The 17,457-nt window shown below is 68.6% G+C and carries 13 protein-coding genes; 7 read left to right on the forward strand and 6 right to left on the reverse strand.

Translation table 11 applies throughout. The annotated features are described in order from the left end of the window. Nucleotides 1-97 precede the first annotated feature (97 nt). Nucleotides 98-1,282: an RNA-binding domain-containing protein gene (locus OV208_RS19335; RefSeq protein ID WP_267575315.1), complete on the forward strand. Its 1,185-nt coding sequence runs from the start codon at nt 98-100 to the stop codon at nt 1,280-1,282. Beyond that, entirely contained in the window at nt 1,279-4,272 is a 2,994-nt protein-coding gene (locus OV208_RS19340) for an NACHT domain-containing protein (RefSeq protein ID WP_267575316.1), read from the forward strand. Before OV208_RS19335 ends, OV208_RS19340 begins: the two co-directional genes overlap by 4 nt. Here OV208_RS19340 and OV208_RS19345 read toward each other — a convergent pair. Genes OV208_RS19345 through OV208_RS19355 form a run of 3 tightly spaced genes read right to left on the reverse strand, consistent with a single transcriptional unit; the run spans nt 4,269 to nt 6,877 of the window. Continuing rightward, nucleotides 4,269-5,063 carry an ABC transporter permease gene (locus OV208_RS19345; RefSeq protein WP_267575317.1) on the reverse strand — a complete coding sequence of 265 codons (795 nt, stop codon included), beginning with the start codon at nt 5,061-5,063 and terminating at the stop codon, nt 4,269-4,271. The genes OV208_RS19340 and OV208_RS19345 overlap by 4 nt on opposite strands. A gap of 3 nt (nt 5,064-5,066) precedes the next feature. Continuing rightward, on the reverse strand, nt 5,067-5,870 hold the full coding sequence (locus tag OV208_RS19350) for an ABC transporter permease (RefSeq protein WP_267575318.1): 804 nt from the start codon (nt 5,868-5,870) through the stop codon (nt 5,067-5,069). After that, nucleotides 5,867-6,877 (reverse strand): ABC transporter ATP-binding protein, encoded by a 1,011-nt coding sequence (locus OV208_RS19355; protein ID WP_267575319.1) that lies wholly within the window; start codon nt 6,875-6,877, stop codon nt 5,867-5,869. Before OV208_RS19355 ends, OV208_RS19350 begins: the two co-directional genes overlap by 4 nt. A 58-nt stretch (nt 6,878-6,935) precedes the next feature. Here OV208_RS19355 and OV208_RS19360 point away from each other — a divergent pair, with 58 nt between their 5' ends. Together OV208_RS19360 and pip are read left to right on the forward strand one after the other, a co-directional pair. Further along, entirely contained in the window at nt 6,936-8,168 is a 1,233-nt protein-coding gene (locus tag OV208_RS19360; protein ID WP_267575320.1) for a small ribosomal subunit Rsm22 family protein, read from the forward strand. A 235-nt stretch (nt 8,169-8,403) separates the two neighbouring features. Further along, the gene (pip, locus tag OV208_RS19365; protein WP_267575321.1) at nt 8,404-9,369 is read left to right on the forward strand and encodes a prolyl aminopeptidase; all 966 of its coding nucleotides are present in this window, start codon (nt 8,404-8,406) and stop codon (nt 9,367-9,369) included. Nucleotides 9,370-9,390: 21 nt separating this feature from the next. Here the strand turns inward: pip and OV208_RS19370 are convergent, their stop codons facing one another. Genes OV208_RS19370 through OV208_RS19380 form a run of 3 tightly spaced genes read right to left on the reverse strand, consistent with a single transcriptional unit; the run spans nt 9,391 to nt 13,943 of the window. Then, entirely contained in the window at nt 9,391-10,440 is a 1,050-nt protein-coding gene (locus tag OV208_RS19370; RefSeq protein WP_267575322.1) for a hypothetical protein, read from the reverse strand. Between the two features lie 23 nt (nt 10,441-10,463). After that, nucleotides 10,464-12,533 (reverse strand): S46 family peptidase, encoded by a 2,070-nt coding sequence (locus tag OV208_RS19375; RefSeq protein WP_267575323.1) that lies wholly within the window; start codon nt 12,531-12,533, stop codon nt 10,464-10,466. 12 nt (nt 12,534-12,545) lie between these two features. Further along, nucleotides 12,546-13,943, reverse strand: coding sequence for a M20/M25/M40 family metallo-hydrolase (locus OV208_RS19380; RefSeq protein ID WP_267575324.1), 1,398 nt, complete (start codon nt 13,941-13,943; stop codon nt 12,546-12,548). A gap of 82 nt (nt 13,944-14,025) precedes the next feature. Here OV208_RS19380 and OV208_RS19385 point away from each other — a divergent pair, with 82 nt between their 5' ends. From OV208_RS19385 to OV208_RS19395, 3 genes are all read left to right on the forward strand, one after another. Further along, complete coding sequence (locus OV208_RS19385) at nt 14,026-14,400, forward strand: response regulator transcription factor (protein WP_120544842.1); 375 nt, start codon at nt 14,026-14,028, stop codon at nt 14,398-14,400. Nucleotides 14,401-14,413: 13 nt separating this feature from the next. After that, complete coding sequence (locus tag OV208_RS19390; RefSeq protein ID WP_267575325.1) at nt 14,414-15,556, forward strand: TIGR02266 family protein; 1,143 nt, start codon at nt 14,414-14,416, stop codon at nt 15,554-15,556. Nucleotides 15,557-15,857: 301 nt separating this feature from the next. Further along, the gene (locus OV208_RS19395) at nt 15,858-17,456 is read left to right on the forward strand and encodes an ATP-binding protein (RefSeq protein ID WP_267575326.1); all 1,599 of its coding nucleotides are present in this window, start codon (nt 15,858-15,860) and stop codon (nt 17,454-17,456) included. Nucleotide 17,457: the final 1 nt, after the last annotated feature.

The raw sequence follows: 17,457 nt of genomic DNA on the forward strand, positions 1-17,457 counted from the left end.
TGCTGACGGCCCCCACTGCCGTGCAGTCCGTCCTGCCCCGTCGCCGCCCCGGTGCTACCTTGCGAGGAGGACCCTTGTCCGTATCCTGGGGAGCACCGTGGCACCGAAGAGCGACGAGATGCTGGAGCAACTGCTGCGCCTGGGCGAGGACTCGTTCACCGAGTTCAAGAGCGTCGTGCATAGAAGCTTCCAGCTCGATGCCGAAGACATCGCGAAGGCCATCGCATCGATGGCGAACACCAAGGGCGGACTGGTTCTCATCGGCGTCGAGGATGACGGGACCGTGACCGGTACCGGGGATCGTAAGCACACCGACAAGCTCATGACGCAGGTAGGCCAGCTCTGCCAGGATCGCATCGAGCCACCCCTCATCTGCACGACCCAGAAGCGGGAGTACCAGGGCCAGACGATCCTCCAGGTGGAGGTCCCCGCGTTCAGCCCGAGTCGTCCTCACCGTGCAGCCAGCAGGTACTACGTCCGGGATGGCAACGTCTCACGCGAAGCAAAGCGTGAGGAGTTGGTCCGCATGCTCCAGTCCACGGACGCCCACTTCGATGAGCAGGAGATGTCCGGGGCCTCCATCGAGGACCTCGACACGGAGGCCGTGCGTGCGTTCTTCGCGAACGCCTATCAACGGCAGGTTTCCGACCAGAACCTCGTGCCCCACCTGACCTCGCTCAAGTGTCTGGAGCGAACAGGCGTTCCGACCGTGGCCGGCATCCTGATGTTCGGCACGCAGCCCACCCGGTGGCTGCTGGATGCACGCATCTCCGCGGTGCGCGTCCAGGGCCGGACCATTTCGAGCACGTTCCTGGACCGGCAGGACATGGAGGGGCGACTGCTCGACCAGATTGATCAGGCCAGCGCCTTCATCCAGCGCAACATCGCGGCGCCCTCGCATGTCCAGGGCATGACGCGCGTCGAGGATGGCCTGCCGGTGGAGGTCATCCGCGAGGCGGTCCTCAACGCGGTGACCCACCGCGACTACAGGCCAGCCTCTCAGATCCGGATCAGCATCTTCGACGACCGGATCGAGTTCACGAATCCGGGGGACCTCCTGAACCACCTGACGCTGGAGAACATCCGGCAGGGGGGCATCAGCCAGAAGCGGAATCCCATCCTGGCGTCCCTCCTGGCCAAGGCCCAGCGGAGGGAGAATCTGGGGTTCGGTGTGCCCGACATGGTGCGGGTGCTGGGCGAGAAGGGGTTCAGGGAGCCCACCCTCGAAATCACGGCGGGCCACTTCAAGCTGGTGCTCTGGACGGAGCGAGTGAGCGCATGAGCGACGACGGGACGGATGTTCCAAGGAAATCCTCGCCCGTGCTCGCGGTGATCCAGGTGCGGGTGGGGCTGACGCAGGATGAAGCGTCTTCCATGGTCCTCAAGGCCCGGCTCTTCGCGGGCATCCAGTACATTTCCCAGCAGCTTCCGGACGCCGAAATGCGGGAGATGGGCACGGGCAACTGGCGTCTGTCCCTAACGGGGGCAGAGGGGCCTGAGCTAGCGAGGCAAGCCTTCGACGCGGCAAGGATGCTGCGCGAGCGCATCCTCGTGGACCTGAGCCTGCCGTCCCGCATCGCCGTCCACGCGGCGGTGGTCGGGGACGAAGCAGCACGCCGGGAGCAGGCCCTGGAGCGCTGCGAGCAGCTTCAAGCGCACGCCCCCGAAAACACCATCGCGGTGTCTCCCGATGTGTACCGGGTGCTGTTGGACGACGTCCGGAAGCAGCTCTCCCCCCCGGCGCCCATCACAGGGGAGGAAACCCTGGCGGCGCTGTTTCCTCCAGGGGCGTCCGTCCACGGAGAGTCCCTGTGGGAAGAGCTGCTGCGAGACCTGACCCGTCCCGCGGTGCGGCGGCTCCACTACGTCGGCTTCCGGCTCCAGAAGAAGGAGCCACCCAGCCTCGACCTCTTCGATGTCTTCGTCATGCCGTCCGTCGAAGTCCGGAGAAAGTCCTTCCCGGACTCTGAAACCCTCTCCTTGCTGTCCTCTGACTTCCTGCGAGGGAGTGGATCCGAAGCATCGTTGGGGCATCTGACGGAATCCGTCCGGCAGGCGACCCCCTCCCTGCCGTCCCAACGCATGACCTTCCAGGAGGCGTTCCAGCAACATCGCTCCCTGGTCGTGTTGGGAGACCCCGGTTCGGGAAAGACCACCCTGCTGCGCTGGCTCGCGTTGGTAGGCGCGGGAGGGCCGCTGGCCATGCATGCGGCCCTCGGGAACACGGCACCTCCGCTGCCCCTGCTTGTCAGTGTCGGGCATCTGGCCCAGGTCCGCGCGTCATTGGGGGATGACACGTCCGTCACCGAAGCGCTCTCCCACCTCTTGCACCAGCGAGGCGTTGGGCGAGACGAAGACAGTTTGAGACGCTTCCTGGAGCTGCGTCTCGAACAGGGTGATTGTCTGGTGCTCCTGGACGGACTCGACGAAGTGCGAAGCGAAACCAGCCCCCGCCTCATGCGGTGGTTGGAGGACTTCGCGACTCACCATCCCAGGAATCGCTTCATCGCTTCGGCCCGGAGGGTGGGCTATCTGGGGCTGACGCTCCCGGACGCCGTGGAAGTCGAGCTCGGGCCTTTCGAGGACGAGCAGGTGCGCTGCTACCTCCGGTCCTTCTACCGGGCCTATCGCCACTGGGAAGAGGGACAGCCGGATGATGTCGCGGCGGACCGTGAGTCGGAACAACTGCTGACAGCGCTGTTCGCCAGCCAGCGACTTCACGAACTGTCACGAAGCCCGCTCATCCTTGCCTCCCTGGCGCTCATCCACCGCGCGGAAGGACAGCTTCCGCGCCACCGCGTTCAAGCCTACGAAATCCTCGCACGGACCCTCTGCGAGACCTGGGGTCAGGCCCGCAGGCTCACCGCCAGCGACACGGAAGCAGCCCGTGTTCGCTACGAGGAAGAAGCCATCCCCATCCTCGGCAGGCTCGCCTTGGAGATGCACCGGCAGTGGCCAAATGGGGTCGCGCCAGAAGGTTTCATCATCGCCACGCTGGCGACGACCCTGCAGGAGCGCGACGGAGTCTCTCGCGAGGAAGCGGAACGCTCCGCCCAGGAATTCCTCCATCGCGCGGGGAAGGATGTGCAGATCCTCCTGGAACGGGGGCCCATGCGATGGGGATTCCTGCACCTGACCTTCCAGGAGTTCTTCGCCGCCGCCGGCCTCCATGCCAGCGAGTCCTTCGCCGAAGAGGGAATGAAGCACCTGTTTGATCCGCGATGGGAAGAGCTTCTCCGGCTGGGCGTGGGTTACATGGCGCTCGTGCAGAAGCGGCCTGAAGGCGCCAAGCGGTTCATCCAACAGGTGATGAATCACCAGGAAGAGGGCATCCGTGAGGTCTTGACCCGCATCCTTCGGAAACAGATTCCCATGGCGGCCCTGCTCGCAACGGAGGCAGGTGATGCGCTCCCGGTGCCTCTCCAGAACCGAATCGCTGGAGAGTTCAGTCGCTGGCTCTGCGCCATGCCGCGCGATATCGGCGAGATAGCACTCAAGAAAATCCGTCTCTCGGAGTTCGCCGTTCGGGTCCTGGTTTGCATGGAAGAACTCGCCAACAGCGAGGATGCACACATCCGAGCCAGTGCCCTGGTCTACCTCTGCATCCTCAAGCCAGACAGGACCCCACGAATCCTCGAGCTGGTGCTGAAAGACCCTGAGTCAGAGCTAAAGGATACCGCGACAACCCTCCTGGCCCATCTCATCACCCCGGACGCACTTGCAATCCTAAGAAAACTTCTCTCCAGCAAGACTCGTCCGCTCCAAATCAGTGCCGCGCTGGCCATCTGCGCCCGGTTTCCTGGAGAGGTCGACAACGTTTTGGACACTCTCCAGGAACGCAATGATGAGAAAGCTGTGCTGGCGATGATCGCCATTCTCGACCTCATTGAATTCAGAGGCCGCACGACTGCTGGCGCCAGGCTCAGGGAAGCCATCCTGAAGCGGCGCGAAGATTCAACTCACCCCATATGGCCACGCGTGACCGCGACACAGAAGGACCGGAGCTCCGAACTCGAACGTTCCGAGCCCGAAGCGCCTGCGGCGGCCACCCTCCTTGAAATGCTGGAGGATCCCGACGAGATGACCCGATTCGCGACACTCTTCAGCATGCGCGGAGTGAGAGAGCCTTCCCTGATTGAGCCGCTGATTCGGCTGACCCGCTCAAGCATCCGAGCCGAGGCCGACATGGCCATGGAAAGGCTCTGGGCTCTCACGCGAAGGCTCGGGCTCGATTCACCTCCACCCGAGCCCCCCGCTGAGCCCACCCACTAACTGCTCGCGGACGTGTAGTGGCGGATGGACAGCAACCACACCCGCCGCGCCACCCACGCGAACACCACCGAACCCGCCACCGCGCCCAAAAGCGACGTCCACGGCAGCCGCCCCAGCATCGCGAGCGCGGGGAACGTGGTCATCAGGGCCAGCGGGATGATGAAGGTGAACACCATCGCCAGCGCGCCCCGGAACACGGAGGACGGCCACCGGGCCGCGTCGAAGATGGACGTGAACAGGTACGTGAGGTTGTCCACCTTCACCACGAAGAACGCCGCGCTCACCACCAGGATCCACAGCGAATAGAGCAGCAGGACACTGGTCCCCAGCAGCACCAGCGACGCCAGGAGCCCCGGGAACGATGGCCACCGGCCCAGCGACACGAACGCGTAGATGAACAGCCCGATGCCGGACAGCACGTTCACCGCGCGCCACGGCAGGAAGCGCTGCGTGGACACCAGGAACTGCGCGTCCGCGGGCTTGAGCAACACGAAGTCCAGCGTGCCCTTGCGGATGTGCTCCACCACGCCCGTGAGGCTGGGGCTGATGGCGCCCTCCAGCACGCCCTGGAGCAAGGTGAACCAGCCCACCACCAGCAGGGACTCGTGGAAGCTCCACCCCTCCAGGCTCGGCCGGTTGTCGAAGACGACGAACAGCGGCGCCAGCGCCGTGAACGTCCACGCCACCGACGACAGCCCCTCCGCCAGGAAGTCCGCGCGGTATTGCAGCGCCAGCAGGCCCGACGCCTTCAACTGCACGCCCAGCAATCGCAGGTATCGCTTCAGCCTCACGCCCTATCCTCCGAACGCCGCGAAGCGCGCCAGGCCCCGCCGCCACACGAGCATCGCCACCGCGCCCAGCCCCGCCACCCACGCCCACTGCTTCGCGAGCAACCCCAGCGCCACCCCCGTCGCGTGTGCCCCCGTCATCAGCTCCACCGGCAGACCCATCTGGTAGCGGAAGGGCAACAGGTCGATGAACGTGCGCACCCCGGCCGGGAAGAACTCCACCGGGAACATGTAGCCGGAGCACACGAAGAACAGCACCATGTAGATGTCCATCAGCTTCTGGCTGGACTCCATGTACAGGCTCAGCGTCCCCAGCAGCACGTTCAGGTAGAACGTGATGAGCCACCCTCCCGCCAGCGACAGGATGAACAGCCCCCAGCCCCCGGGCGACGCCGGCACGGCCTTGGCGCCCACCACGTAGAGGCTGATGGCCAGCACGGGCGCCACCACCAGGAGCCGCAGCGGGATGCCCGCCAGCACGTCCGTCGCGTACGCGAGCAGCGGAGAGATGGGCCGCAAGAGCCGCATGGCCAGCGTGCCCTGCTTCACCTCGTAGCTGAGCATCCACGCCACCCAGCAGCTCGTGATCTGCCGCACGCAGAAGGCGGCGAGGAAGTAGCCGATGAACTCCCCCTGCCCGAAGCGGCCCACCGGCGCCGTGCGAGCCACCGCCGACCACAGCGCCAGCATGATGAGCGGCATCGTGGTGGCGAACACCCAGACGATCATTTCCGCGCGGAAGGCCACCGCCTCCGCGAAGCCGATGCGCAGCAGCGTGGGCAGCGCCTTCAGCGACGTGCGCAGGCTCATGCGGACACCGTCTCCCGGGCGGCCTCTGCCCGGCGGGCCTTGCCCTCCTGGAACAGCTCGCTCATCACCTCTTCCAGCGGCGCGTTCTCCACCGTCAGGTCCGTCACCGGCAGCGTGGACAGCGCGCGGCCCACGGTGGCGTTCACCGCGTCCTGCTGCACCTGGAGCACCGCCGTGCCCGACTCGTGCGACACCACCCGCCCCAGCGATTCCAGCAGGGCCGCTTCCACCGGCCGCGCCAGCCGCAGCACCACGCGCTTCTCCGGACGCACGCGCTGCACCAGCGCGTCCAGGGTGCCGTCGTAGGACAACTGCCCCTTGTCGATGACGATGACGCGCGGACACAGCGCCGCCACGTCGTCCATGTAGTGGCTGGTCAGGATGAGGGTCGCGCCCGTGGTCTCGTTGTAGGCCTTGATGAAGTTGCGCATCGTGACCTGCATGGACACGTCCAGGCCGATGGTGGGCTCGTCCAGGAACAGCACCCGGGGGCGGTGGATGAGGGCCGCGGCCAGCTCGCACTTCATCCGCTCGCCCAGGCTGAGCTGGCGGACGGGCTTGGTGATGAGGTCCTCCAGCTCCAGCAGCGACACCAACTCCTCCAGCGTCTGCTTGTACTGGAGGCGGGGCACGTCGTAGATGGCCCGGTTGAGTTCGAACGTCTCCGCGGCGGGCAGGTCCCAGAGCAGTTGCTGCTTCTGCCCCATCACCAGCATGATCTTCTTGAGGAACGCCTCCTCGCGCATCTTCGGGACGTGGCCGTCCACGGTGACTTCACCCTCGGAGGGGTGGAGCAGGCCCGCCAGTACCTTGAGCGTCGTCGTCTTGCCCGCGCCGTTCGGGCCCAGGAAACCCACCCGTTCGCCGGGTTTGATATCGAAGGAGATGCCGTCCACGGCCTTGACGGACGTGTAGCTGCGGTGGACGAGCGAGCGCAGGGCCGCCTTCAGGCCGGGCGGGCGCTTGTGAACCTGATAGTGCTTGCGCAATCCGCGGACGGAAATCATGGCGGGACGGGTTTAACGCGGTCGCCTCCGGGTGGCGACCCCAGAAGTGAAGGCACGGATGAGCAACGCATACAGCAAGGACTTGGAGCGGTGGCTGCCGCGGCTCATCGCCGTGTGGCGCGCGTCGCGAGGCAAGGGCGACGGCCCGGAGGGGCGCCTCACGCCACAGGAGGTCAAGGAGGTGGGCGCGGGCGTGAAGCAGTTGTCACTCGGCCTGACCCGCGACCGGCAGCTGGCCGGCGCCCGGTACATGGACGACCCGCGCCTGCTGGGCGCCTACCTGCTCTTCTACTGGCCGGTCTCCTACGCCCAGGCGCGGCAGGTGCTGGGGGAATTGCCCAACCGCCCCCGCCACGTGCTGGACCTGGGCAGCGGTCCGGGCCCGGTCGCCTTCGCGGCGATGGACGGGGGCGCCAGTGAAGTCACCGCGGCGGACCGCAGCAAGCCGGCCCTGGCGCTGGCGCTCAAGCTGGCCACCGAGGCGGGCGAGGCGCTGGCCACGCGCGAGTGGGATCCGCTGAAGAAGAACGCCACGCTGCCGGACGGCCAGTACGACCTGGTGACGATGGGCCACGTCGTCAACGAGCTGTACGGCGCCAATGACGACGCGCTCAAGCCGCGCGCGGCGCTGCTGGAGGCGGTGCTCGCGAAGGTGAAGAAGGGCGGCAGCCTGCTGGTGATGGAGCCCGCGCTGCGCGAGACGAGCCGCAACCTGCTCAAGGTGCGCGACCTGCTGGTGGAGCGCGGCTACGGCATCCGCGCGCCGTGCCTGTACCGGGGCGCCTGCCCCGCGCTGGTGAAGGAGACGGACTGGTGCCACGCCGAACGCGCGTGGCCCATGCCGCGCGTGGTGGAGGAGCTGGCGCGCACGGCGGGGTTCCACAAGGAATCGCTGAAGATGAGCTACCTCGTGGTCGCGCCCAAGGGCGAGGCGTGGCCGGAGCCGCCCCCGGGCCGGCTGTTCCGCATCGTCAGCGAGTCGCTGGAGGGCAAGGGCCGCCAGCGCTACATCGGCTGCGGACCGGAGGGGCGCGTGGGGCTGGCGATGCAGGAGCGCCACCGCGCGGAGAAGAACGAGCGCTTCTTCCACCTCCAGCGCGGCGACGTCATCGACGTCACCGACCTGGAGACCAAGGGCGACGGCTTCGCGCTCGGGGAGAACGCCGAGGTGCACATGGTGGCCCAGGCAGGACGCGGCGTGCCGCCCGGTCCTCCGAAGGCGCCCGAAGCCCCCGCCGCCCCCAAGGCACCGGACACGGCCGCCGCGCCGGTTCCGCCCACCAGGCCCTGAGCTGGAACGAGGACTCCGGGCGGCGACGCCCGGAAGGTCCCAGCCCCCCTTCGGATGGACCCGGCGTCTCCGCTGGAACGCGAAATCACCGCCCACGCTGAAGGCTGAACGCCACCGCGAAGGTGGGGGGACTGGCGACGTGTCGTCGGGCGGAGGTGGGGGCTTCCGAGCGGAGCCGCACCGGTGGATCAACCTGCTAGGTTCCCCGGCACCACCCTTTCACGGAAGGAACGTCGTGCCTGCCCCCACCCCTCCGCGCACGCTCTATCCCCCCATCGAGCCCTACCGGACCGGTCGGCTGAGCGTCCCGGGGGACCACTCGCTGTACTTCGAGGAGTGCGGCAACCCGAATGGCAAGCCCGTGGTGTTCGTGCACGGCGGCCCGGGCGGTGGCACCGACGCGAAGCAGCGCCGCTTCTTCGACCCCAGCGTGTACCGCGTCATCCTCTTCGACCAGCGCGGCTGTGGCCGCAGCACCCCGCACGCCAGCCTGGTGATGAACACCACCTGGGACCTGGTCGCGGACATGGAGCGGCTGCGCGAACACCTGGGGCTGGAGGCCTGGCAGCTCTTCGGCGGCTCGTGGGGCAGCACCCTGGCGCTCGCCTACGCCCAGGCCCATCCGGAGCGTGTCACGGAGCTGGTGCTGCGCGGCATCTTCCTCTTGCGCAAGCAGGAGATCGACTGGTTCTACCAGCGCGGCGCGGACGCGCTCTTCCCGGACGCGTGGGAGCACTACCTCGCGCCCATTCCGGAGGAGGAGCGCGGGGACCTGCTCCAGGCCTACGCGCGGCGGCTGTTCGGCGACGACCGCCACGCGCAGCAGGAGGCCGCGAAGGCGTGGAGCATGTGGGAGGGCCGCACGAGCTGCCTCTTCACCAACCCGGAGCTCATCGCGCGCAACGCCGGGGATGACTTCGCCATCGCCTTCGCGCGCATCGAGTGCCACTACTTCGTCAACAAGGGCTGGATGCGCAGCGACACCCAGCTCTTGGACGACGTGCACCGGATCCGCCACATCCCCGCAGTCATCGTGCAGGGCCGCTACGACGTCGTCTGCCCGCCGGAGAGCGCGTGGGCCCTGCACCGCGCGTGGCCCGAAGCCCAGCTCGTCATCGTCCCGGACGCGGGCCACTCCGCCAACGAGCCCGGCAACACGTCCGCGCTCATCGAGGCCACGGACCGCTTCCGCAGCCGCTAGAGAACAGACGCGAGGGGCCGGCTACATGTCCTGCCCCTCCTCATCGTCCGTCACCCATTCGCACTTCGGGGCGATCCACACGAAGTGCCCCAGGTGCCGCCGCTCCGCCTGGGCCGTGGGGTCCCGCCCGGGCACGAAGACGCTGAAGGCCCTCCAGCCCTCTGGGCCCTCCGCGTCCGCCTTCGCCTGCACCTTCGACAGGTCCTGCGTCCCCGTCTCACCCGACAGGTACGGGGAGACGATGAGCTTCCCGCAACCCGTGCCCACCAGCATGCCCACGTCCGGCATGCGGTTGCTCATCGCGGGCTCCTGCGCGACCACCGCCACGGGCTGCCCCAGCTCCGTCAGCACCGTCTTGAAGTGGGTCTGGCGGGCCTGACAGTCCACGCTCACGTTCTTGAGCATCAGCTCGGCCGTCGAGTCCCCCTGACGCGCCTTCGCCTGGAGTGACGCGACTCGCGCCTTCGCCGCCTCCTGCTCCTGGGCGGTGCAGGCGCCCGCGCACTGTCCCTTCATCACGTGCCGGGCCAGCACCGCGTTGCCCTGCACCACGCGCAGCCACAGGTCCGTGGCCGGGCACGCCAGCGCGGGGCTCGGGGCCACGCGGTGGACGGTCAACTCCAGCCCGGGCGCGTCCGGGAACGCGAACGACCCTTGCGCCTTCGCGTCCGTCGGCAGCTCCGCCTTCAGCGCGTTGGGCACCGGGCACGCCAGCGCCGCGGGACCGGTCAACTGCTGCACGGCGACATCCGGCACCATCGGCCGCACCAGCGCCCGGGCGGCCTGGGCCTCCTCCTTCGTCCCGCACACCCCCAGCAACAGGAAGTGCTGGCCCTCCGGAAGCCCCGGCAGCGCCTTGGAGGCAACCAGCTTGGGGAAGCCCTTCGCCGGCTTCACCCACGCGAACGCACGCGCCTTCTTCTGCGCCGCGAGCAACTTCGTCACCGGGGGACGCGTCGCGTCCTGGCCCAGGATGATGGCCCACGGGGCTTCCGCGGCCCCCGCGCTCCAGGGGCTCAGCAGGCACGACAGGAGGAGAAGACAGACGGTCCGGACAGGAGGCGCGCGCATGGGCGCGCACTTAATCCAACCGCCTACGGGGTTGAAAGCCCCAGCTCCTTCAAGAGCCGCTCAGCGCCGTACACCTGACGCAGCGCCGCTTCGATGGCGCGGCTGTCCACCGCCACCGCGCGGTTCACCGCCGCGTCGAAGCCGTAGTTCCCGCCCAGCGACTGGATGTTGCCGTCGAACGCGAGCCCCACGACTTCCGCCTGCGCGTCGAGGATGGGCGACCCGGAGTTGCCCCCGACGATGTCGTTGCTGGTGACGAAGTTCAGCGGCGTCTCCGGCGGAAGCTTCGCCTTCGCCCGGAGCCAGCTCGGCGGCAGCTTGAACGGCTCCTGCCCGGTGGCGCGCGGGTACAGCCCCGCCACGGTCGTGAAGGGCGCCACCTGCTTCCCGTCCGCCGTGTAGCCCTGCACGCTGCCGTAGGACAGGCGCGGCGTGAACGTCGCGTCCGGCGCCACCGACGTGCCGTACAAGGCGAAGCGCGCGTCGCCGATGCGCTCCCCGTTGCGCTTGAGCACCGCCACCACCTCGTTCTCGTAGCGCTTGCGCACCGCGCGGGCCGGGCCGTCCAGCGTGCGCGCGAGGATCACCATTGGATCCTTCGACGCCGCGATGGCCGCGGACCCTCCCGCGAGCAGCTTCCGGCGCACCGCCACCGTCTTGAGCTGGCTGCCGCGCACCGCCCGCTTCGCCACCACCTCCGGCGAGTCCGTGCCCAGCACCGCCTTCACCACCGGGTGGTCCGGAGACAGGTCCTCGCGCAGGCGCGTGAGGTAGAAGCCCAGCACCAGTTCCTCCAGTGCCGGGTACACCGGTGCGGGGCTGAACAGGAACTGCTCCGTCGAGGGCCGGTTCGCTTCGGAGAACTCCGGCAGCCGCTGCTCGTTGGGCTTGCCCGCCTCCTCTGTCGCGCGCACCAGCGTCGCCGCCACGTCGAAGAGCTGCGAGCCCATGCCCGCATTCTGCTCCAGCATCCGCAGCTCGCGACGGAACGTCTTCAGCGTGTCCATCGCCTCCGCGGTGGCGTCCCACGCGTCGCCGTACTGCTGCTGGAGCTTCGCGTCCTGGCCCACCTTCGCGCGCAGCGCCCGTTCGTTCTCGGAGAGCTGCGCCCAGAACGCGGGCTCCACCAGCGCCTCGCGTCCGCCCTTCATCGACTTGAGGCCGTTCTCCAGGCCGAACAGCCGCTCCTCCGACATGCGCGCGAACTCCGGCCCCCGGCGCGCGAACTCCTGCAACCGCCCACGCAGCTCCGAGCGCCAGAAGAGGTTCTCCGGCAGCGAATGGTCCCGCTGGTACGCAAGCTGCGCCAGCGTGTCCATCCGCGACGTGCTGCCCGGGTTGCCCGGCACGAAGGTCACCGCGCCCTCCTTCGGGCCCTCCTTGCTCCAGCGGAAGTACGGCTCCGTCCTCGCGGGCTTGCCGTCGCGGTACACGCGCATGAACGACACGTCCAGGTCGTAGCGGGGGAACTCGAAGTTGTCCGGGTCCCCACCGAAGGCCGCGATGTCCGTCTCCGGCGCGAAGACGAGCCGCACGTCCTGCATCCGCTCGTACGTGTACAGGTCGTAACGGCCGCCCTGGTACAGCGTGACGACCTCACACCGCAGGTCGTCCCGCGTGGCGCACGCCGCCTCCAGCTTCGCGAACACCGCGCGCTGCGCGTCCTCGAACGCTTCGCCTTGCAGGCCCTGCGTCGCGCCCTGCACATCCTTCGTCACGTCGCGGATGTCCGTCAGCCGGTCCACCTCCATCGTGGGACAGCGAGGTTCGTCCGCCAGCGTGCGCGCGAAGAAGCCTTCCTTCGACAGGTCCTTCTTCGCCGTGGACAGCTGCGCGATGCAGCTGTGCGCGCAGTGGTGGTTCGTCATCACCAGGCCGTCCGGCGACACGAAGCTGCCCGAGCAGCCCTCCGCCAGCCGCGCGGATCCCAACCGCACCCGGTCCAGCCACGCCTGCGTGGGCTTGAAGCCGTACTTCTTCGCCACCGCGTCCGACGGGAAGTGGTTGAACGTCCACATCCCTTCGTCCGCGTGCGCGAGGAGGGGTGCGGCGACGACAGCGAGGAGCAGGGCCAGGCAGGACAGGCGTTTCACGTCGGACGTCCTTTATCCGCGAGCGGTCAACGCCTTCGCCAGCTCCTCATAGAGGTGGATGGCGGAGCGGATGGACTTCTCCCAGTCGCCCAGGTGCAGGCTCTCGTTCTCCGAGTGGGCGTACGTGTACGGATCCTCCACGCCGATGAGCAGCGCGGGCACGCCGCCCAGCTCCTTCGCGAACGGCTCCACGAACGGGATGGATCCACCGCACCCGATGGTCACGGGCTTCTTCGCGTAGCCCTTCTCCAGCGCGCGGAACGCCGCCTGGAAGGCCGGGTGCGACGAATCCGTGTACCACCAGCCCGAAGCCTGGTCCTCGCGGATCTCCAGCTCCAATCCCCACGGGCACACCTTCTTCAGGTGCGCCACCAGCCGGCGCTGCACGTCCTCCGGATCCAGGTCCGGCACCACGCGGATGCCCACGCGCGCCCACGCCGACTCCACGATGATGTTGCGCGCGTCCTTGCGGCTGCTCGCCTGGATGGCGTTGATGGCCAGGCTGGGCTGGCGCCAGTTCGTCTCCCACGGGTGACGTCCGCCACCCAACAGCTCCACGCCGTCGTTGAGGCCCACCTGCTCGCGGAAGGTCGCGTCGTCGCCCGGCAGCGCCTGGATGCTCTGCCGCTCCGCGTCCGTCAGCGGCTTCACGTGCTCCATCACCCCTTCGATGGCGATGGATCCGTCCGCGTGCGTCAGGCTCGCGAGCATCCGGCACAGCGCCATCGCTGGATCCGGCACCGGCCCGCCCCACATGCCCGAGTGCACCGCCTGCTTCAGGCCGCGCACCTCCACATCCACCGTCACCAGCCCTCGCAGCGCCGTGGTGATGGACGGCAGGCCCGTGTCGAAGTTCGACGTGTCCGTCAACACGATGGCGTCCGCCGCCACCAACTTCGCGTGCTTCTGGAGAAATGCACCCAGGTGGTCACTGCCCGCCTCCTCCTCCCCTTCGATGACGACCTTCACGTTGAGTGGGAGTTGGCCGGTGCTCTTGAGCCACGCGTCCACCGCGGAGGTGTGCACGACGATGCCGGCCTTGTCGTCCGCCGCACCGCGGCCGTACAGGCGACCGTCGCGCAGCTCCGGCTCGAAGGGCGCGCTCTTCCAGGCGGATTCGTCTCCGGCGGGCTGCACGTCATGGTGCGCGTAGAGGAGAAGCGTGGGTTTGCCCGGCGCCTTGAGCACCTCGCCATAGACATACGGGTGGGCTCCCTCGATTTCGAGGAGCTGGACGTTTTCAAACCCACGGTCTTTCAACAGCGCGGCGGTTGCTTCAGCGCTCTTGCGCACGAGGCCCGCGTCGAAGCCGGGAAAAGACACGCTGGGTATGCGTACGAGGGTCTTGAGGTCCTCGAGGTACGCGGCTTTCTGGGACTCGAAATGGGACAGCGCGAGGTCGGTGGACATGCCCACCCCTTAACCCAAAAGGCGGGCAGGCGCCGCACGACGACCGCGCCGAAAAACGCGCGGTCCATGTATCCTGCCGCCCATGTCTGGACTGCCAACCCTGCTGCTCGTGGATGACGACAGTTTCGTGCGTCGCATCCTCAAGGACGTCATCGCGGAGACGGGCATCGCCCTGAGACTGCTGGAGGCAGCGGACGGGGAAGAGGGCCTGGCGCTGGCCGCGAAGGAGCAGCCCGCGGTGATGTTCCTGGACCTGTTCATGCCGAAGAAGAGCGGGCTGGAAGTGCTGGGTGCCATCAAGAGCGTGTCGCCGGGAACGCGCGTGCTCGTGATCAGCAGCATGGACGCGGAGCCGGTGGTGGAGCAGGCCATCGCAGCGGGCGCGGTGGGCTTCGTGGGCAAGCCCTTCCACCCCATGGAAATCGCGTCGGCCATGCGCGAGGCACTCGCGTCCTGATTCCGAGGTCCCCGTGTCGTCATCCGCTGTCGGTTACTGGGTGGGAGATTCGCTCGGCCGCGTGCTGGGCCCCCTCCAGCTGCAAGCATTCCGTGAGCTCATCGCCTCCGGCCGGTTGAAGACGGCCGTGCGCGCGTCGCGCGATGGAACGAACTGGTTTCCCCTCCAGGAACTGCCGGAGGTGCGCGACCTCTTCGCCGCCGCGCCGTCGCCTTCCGTGGAGACCCAGCAGGCGGAGCGCCTGCGCACCCAGTTGCGCGGCCTGCTGCACCTGCCGCCGCATGAAGTGTTCGGGCTCAAGCCGCAGGCGTCGCTGGACGAGTTCCGCACCGCCTTCTTCCGCATGGCGAAGCGCTTCTCTCCGGACCACCTGTCGCCGGACCTGCATCCGGAGCTGCGGAAGATCTCCGTGGAGATCTTCGACTTCCTCTCGCGGCGGATCCGCGAGGCGGAGACGCTCTTCCTCCAGGGCGCGGTGCAACCGCCGCCTCCGCCGCCTCCCCGGCTGGACATGAACGGCGCGCTGCCGCCCCCGCCCTCGCCGCTGCCCCTGAGCGGATCCCCGGTGGCCGCGCGGCCGCCAGCGTTCGTACCGCCGCCGCCCCCGGCACCACCGCCGCCCCCTCCGGCCGCGGCGCGTCCCGCGCCCTACGTTCCGCCGCCCGCGCCGCCGCGCCCGCCTCCGGTGATGACACCGTCGGCGCGACCTCCAGCACCGCCGCCGCCTCCCGCGCCGCCGCCGCCCGCGCCCCCTCCTCCGGCCCCGGTCCGGCGTGCCCCGGTGGCGAGCCCCGCGCCGTCGTATTCGAGCGCGGAGTTCGTGGGGCTGGAGCGGCGCTCGGACGACCGGCTGCACGCGGACGTGCGGGTGACGATGAAGAACACGGGCATCTTCACCGACCACCGCATCATCAACCTGTCGTCGGGCGGTCTGTTCATCGGCACGGACCGGCCGTTGCGACTGGGGACGCAGGTGGAGCTGACGCTGCGCTTCGATGAGCCGGAGCGCGTGATGACCCTGCGCAGCTCCGTCATCTGGGAGAACTCCCTGGAGGACGGCAAGAACCCGCGCGGCTACGGGTTGCGCCTGAGCGCCTTGCGCGCGGAGGAGCGCGACTTCATCCAGCAGTACGTCCGCCGACCGAAGAAGCCCTGACGTCGCAAGTCGGGCTGCGAATCGGGCCGCGAGTCAGGTTACAAGAAAGGCGTCAGAACAACTGACCCAGGAAGACCGCGCTCATGGCGACGAAGGCCACCATCACCGCCATGACGGACTTCAACTCCAGGTCCCTGCGGTCCAGCTCGTTCGAGAAGTTCATGGTGTTCTCTCCAATCATCAGTGTCTTCCCCTCTTCCTACGGACCCGGCGCGCGACGATTGCCCCGGGCCTCGCGGACGCCCGGGCCCGAACGGCGTGCGGCCAGGGAAGCGGATGGCGTCATCCAGCAGGTATCGCGATGAGCACTGGCGCTCCTCCCGCCACGTTGGACGGCCTGCTCCAGGTGTTGCCGGTGCCGCTGTTCGTCGTGCGTGGCGACCGGCTGGTGTTCACCAACGACGCGCTCCGGACGATGCTGGGCCTGGGCGAAGGCGAGCTGCCCACCATCCTGGAGTTCAGCGCCCGCTTCAGTCCGGACGAGCAGGCTTGGGTGGAGCCGCTGGCGCGGGCCCTTTCGCGCGGCGAGCCCCTGCCGGATCAACCCACCTGGGGAAGGATGCAGGGCACGGACGGGCGGCAGCACCAACTGACGCTGCTTCATGCGCCGGGCCGGGTGCCGGAAGAGCAGCTCGTGTTGCTGCTGGACGCCGAAGGCGGGGACGCGGTGCGCAGGCTGTCCACCGTGCTGGTGTCCACCGCGGCGGAGCTGTTGCGCTGCCGGGATGAGACGGCGGTGCTGGAGCTGGCGGTGGAGGCGGTGCACCGGCAGGGCTTCTACGTGTCCGTGATGCTGCTGGAGGGCGACTTCCTGCGCCACGGTCCGCTGCGCCAGGAGCCGGAGAGCGTGGCGATCGCCGAACGCCTCTATGGGCAGGCCCTGCATGAGGTGCGCATCCACCGGTCGGCCATGCCGCACCTGACGGACGTACTCGTCCGGCGCAAGGCGACCTTCCATCCGGATGCGTTCGGCATGGTCCGGAAGATCCATCCGCCGGACGTGGCGGACAGCATCCAGTCCATCTATCCCCCGGGCTCGCGCGCGCTGGACGCCCCCATCTTCGTGGGGGACGAACCCTTCGGCGTGCTCGCGGTGCAGTCCTCCACGCTGACGCCCGCGAACGCCGGCGCGCTGGAGCTGTTCGCGCAGCTCATCGGCGGGGCGCTGGAGAACGTGCGCCACCACCGCGCGGCCGAGGAACGGCTGGCGGAGGTGAAACGGCTACAGGGCGAGCTGGTCGCGAGCGAGCGGCTGACGGCGCTGGGCGAAGCGGCGGGCGTGGTGGCCCATGAGGTGCGCAACCCCCTGGGCGCCATCCTCAACACGGTGGCGGTGCTCAAGCGCGAGTCGCGCCTGGGGCCGTCCGGTGCCGCGGCGGTGGAGATGCTGGAGGAGGAGGCCATCCGGCTGGAGGACATCGTGCGCGACCTGCTGGACACGGTGCGCCCGCTGGAGCCCCGGCCGCGCCCCGTGCACGTGGGGGAGCTGGTTCACCGCGCGCTAGGCCAGCTCCACGGCCGGGAGGAGCTGCCCACCCCGCGCATGGCGGTGGACGAGGCGCCGGACGTGCCGGACATCTCCGGCGACGAGACGCTGTTGCAGCTGGCCATCACGCACCTGATGCGCAACGCCCTGCAGGCCTCGCCCGCGAAGGGCACGGTGCGCGTGGCGGTGCGCCGCGTGCCGCAGGGCGTGTCGCTGGTGGTGGAGGACGAGGGCCCGGGCATCCCGGGCGTGGATCCGCAGCGCGTCTTCGAGCCCTTCTTCCTCACGCGCGCCAACGGACGCGGCCTGGGGCTGGCCATCGTGCGGCGCGTGGTGCTCGCGCACGGAGGCACCGTGCACGCGGGCGCGCGGCCCGAAGGTGGGGCGCGGTTCGAACTGGTGCTGCCGCTCTAAC

It is taken from the genome of Corallococcus sp. bb12-1, from assembly GCF_026626765.1.
GTDB classification, from domain to species: Bacteria; Myxococcota; Myxococcia; order Myxococcales; family Myxococcaceae; genus Corallococcus; species Corallococcus terminator.

Coding starts and splice junctions, on each gene's coding strand:
- OV208_RS19380 (WP_267575324.1), bottom strand. CDS start 13,943: ATGTCCACCGACCTCGCGCTGTCCCATTTCGAGTCCCAGAAAGCCGCG.
- OV208_RS19395 (WP_267575326.1), top strand. CDS start 15,858: ATGAGCACTGGCGCTCCTCCCGCCACGTTGGACGGCCTGCTCCAGGTG.
- OV208_RS19340 (WP_267575316.1), top strand. CDS start 1,279: ATGAGCGACGACGGGACGGATGTTCCAAGGAAATCCTCGCCCGTGCTC.
- OV208_RS19360 (WP_267575320.1), top strand. CDS start 6,936: ATGAGCAACGCATACAGCAAGGACTTGGAGCGGTGGCTGCCGCGGCTC.
- OV208_RS19385 (WP_120544842.1), top strand. CDS start 14,026: ATGTCTGGACTGCCAACCCTGCTGCTCGTGGATGACGACAGTTTCGTG.
- OV208_RS19355 (WP_267575319.1), bottom strand. CDS start 6,877: ATGATTTCCGTCCGCGGATTGCGCAAGCACTATCAGGTTCACAAGCGC.
- OV208_RS19370 (WP_267575322.1), bottom strand. CDS start 10,440: ATGCGCGCGCCTCCTGTCCGGACCGTCTGTCTTCTCCTCCTGTCGTGC.
- OV208_RS19350 (WP_267575318.1), bottom strand. CDS start 5,870: ATGAGCCTGCGCACGTCGCTGAAGGCGCTGCCCACGCTGCTGCGCATC.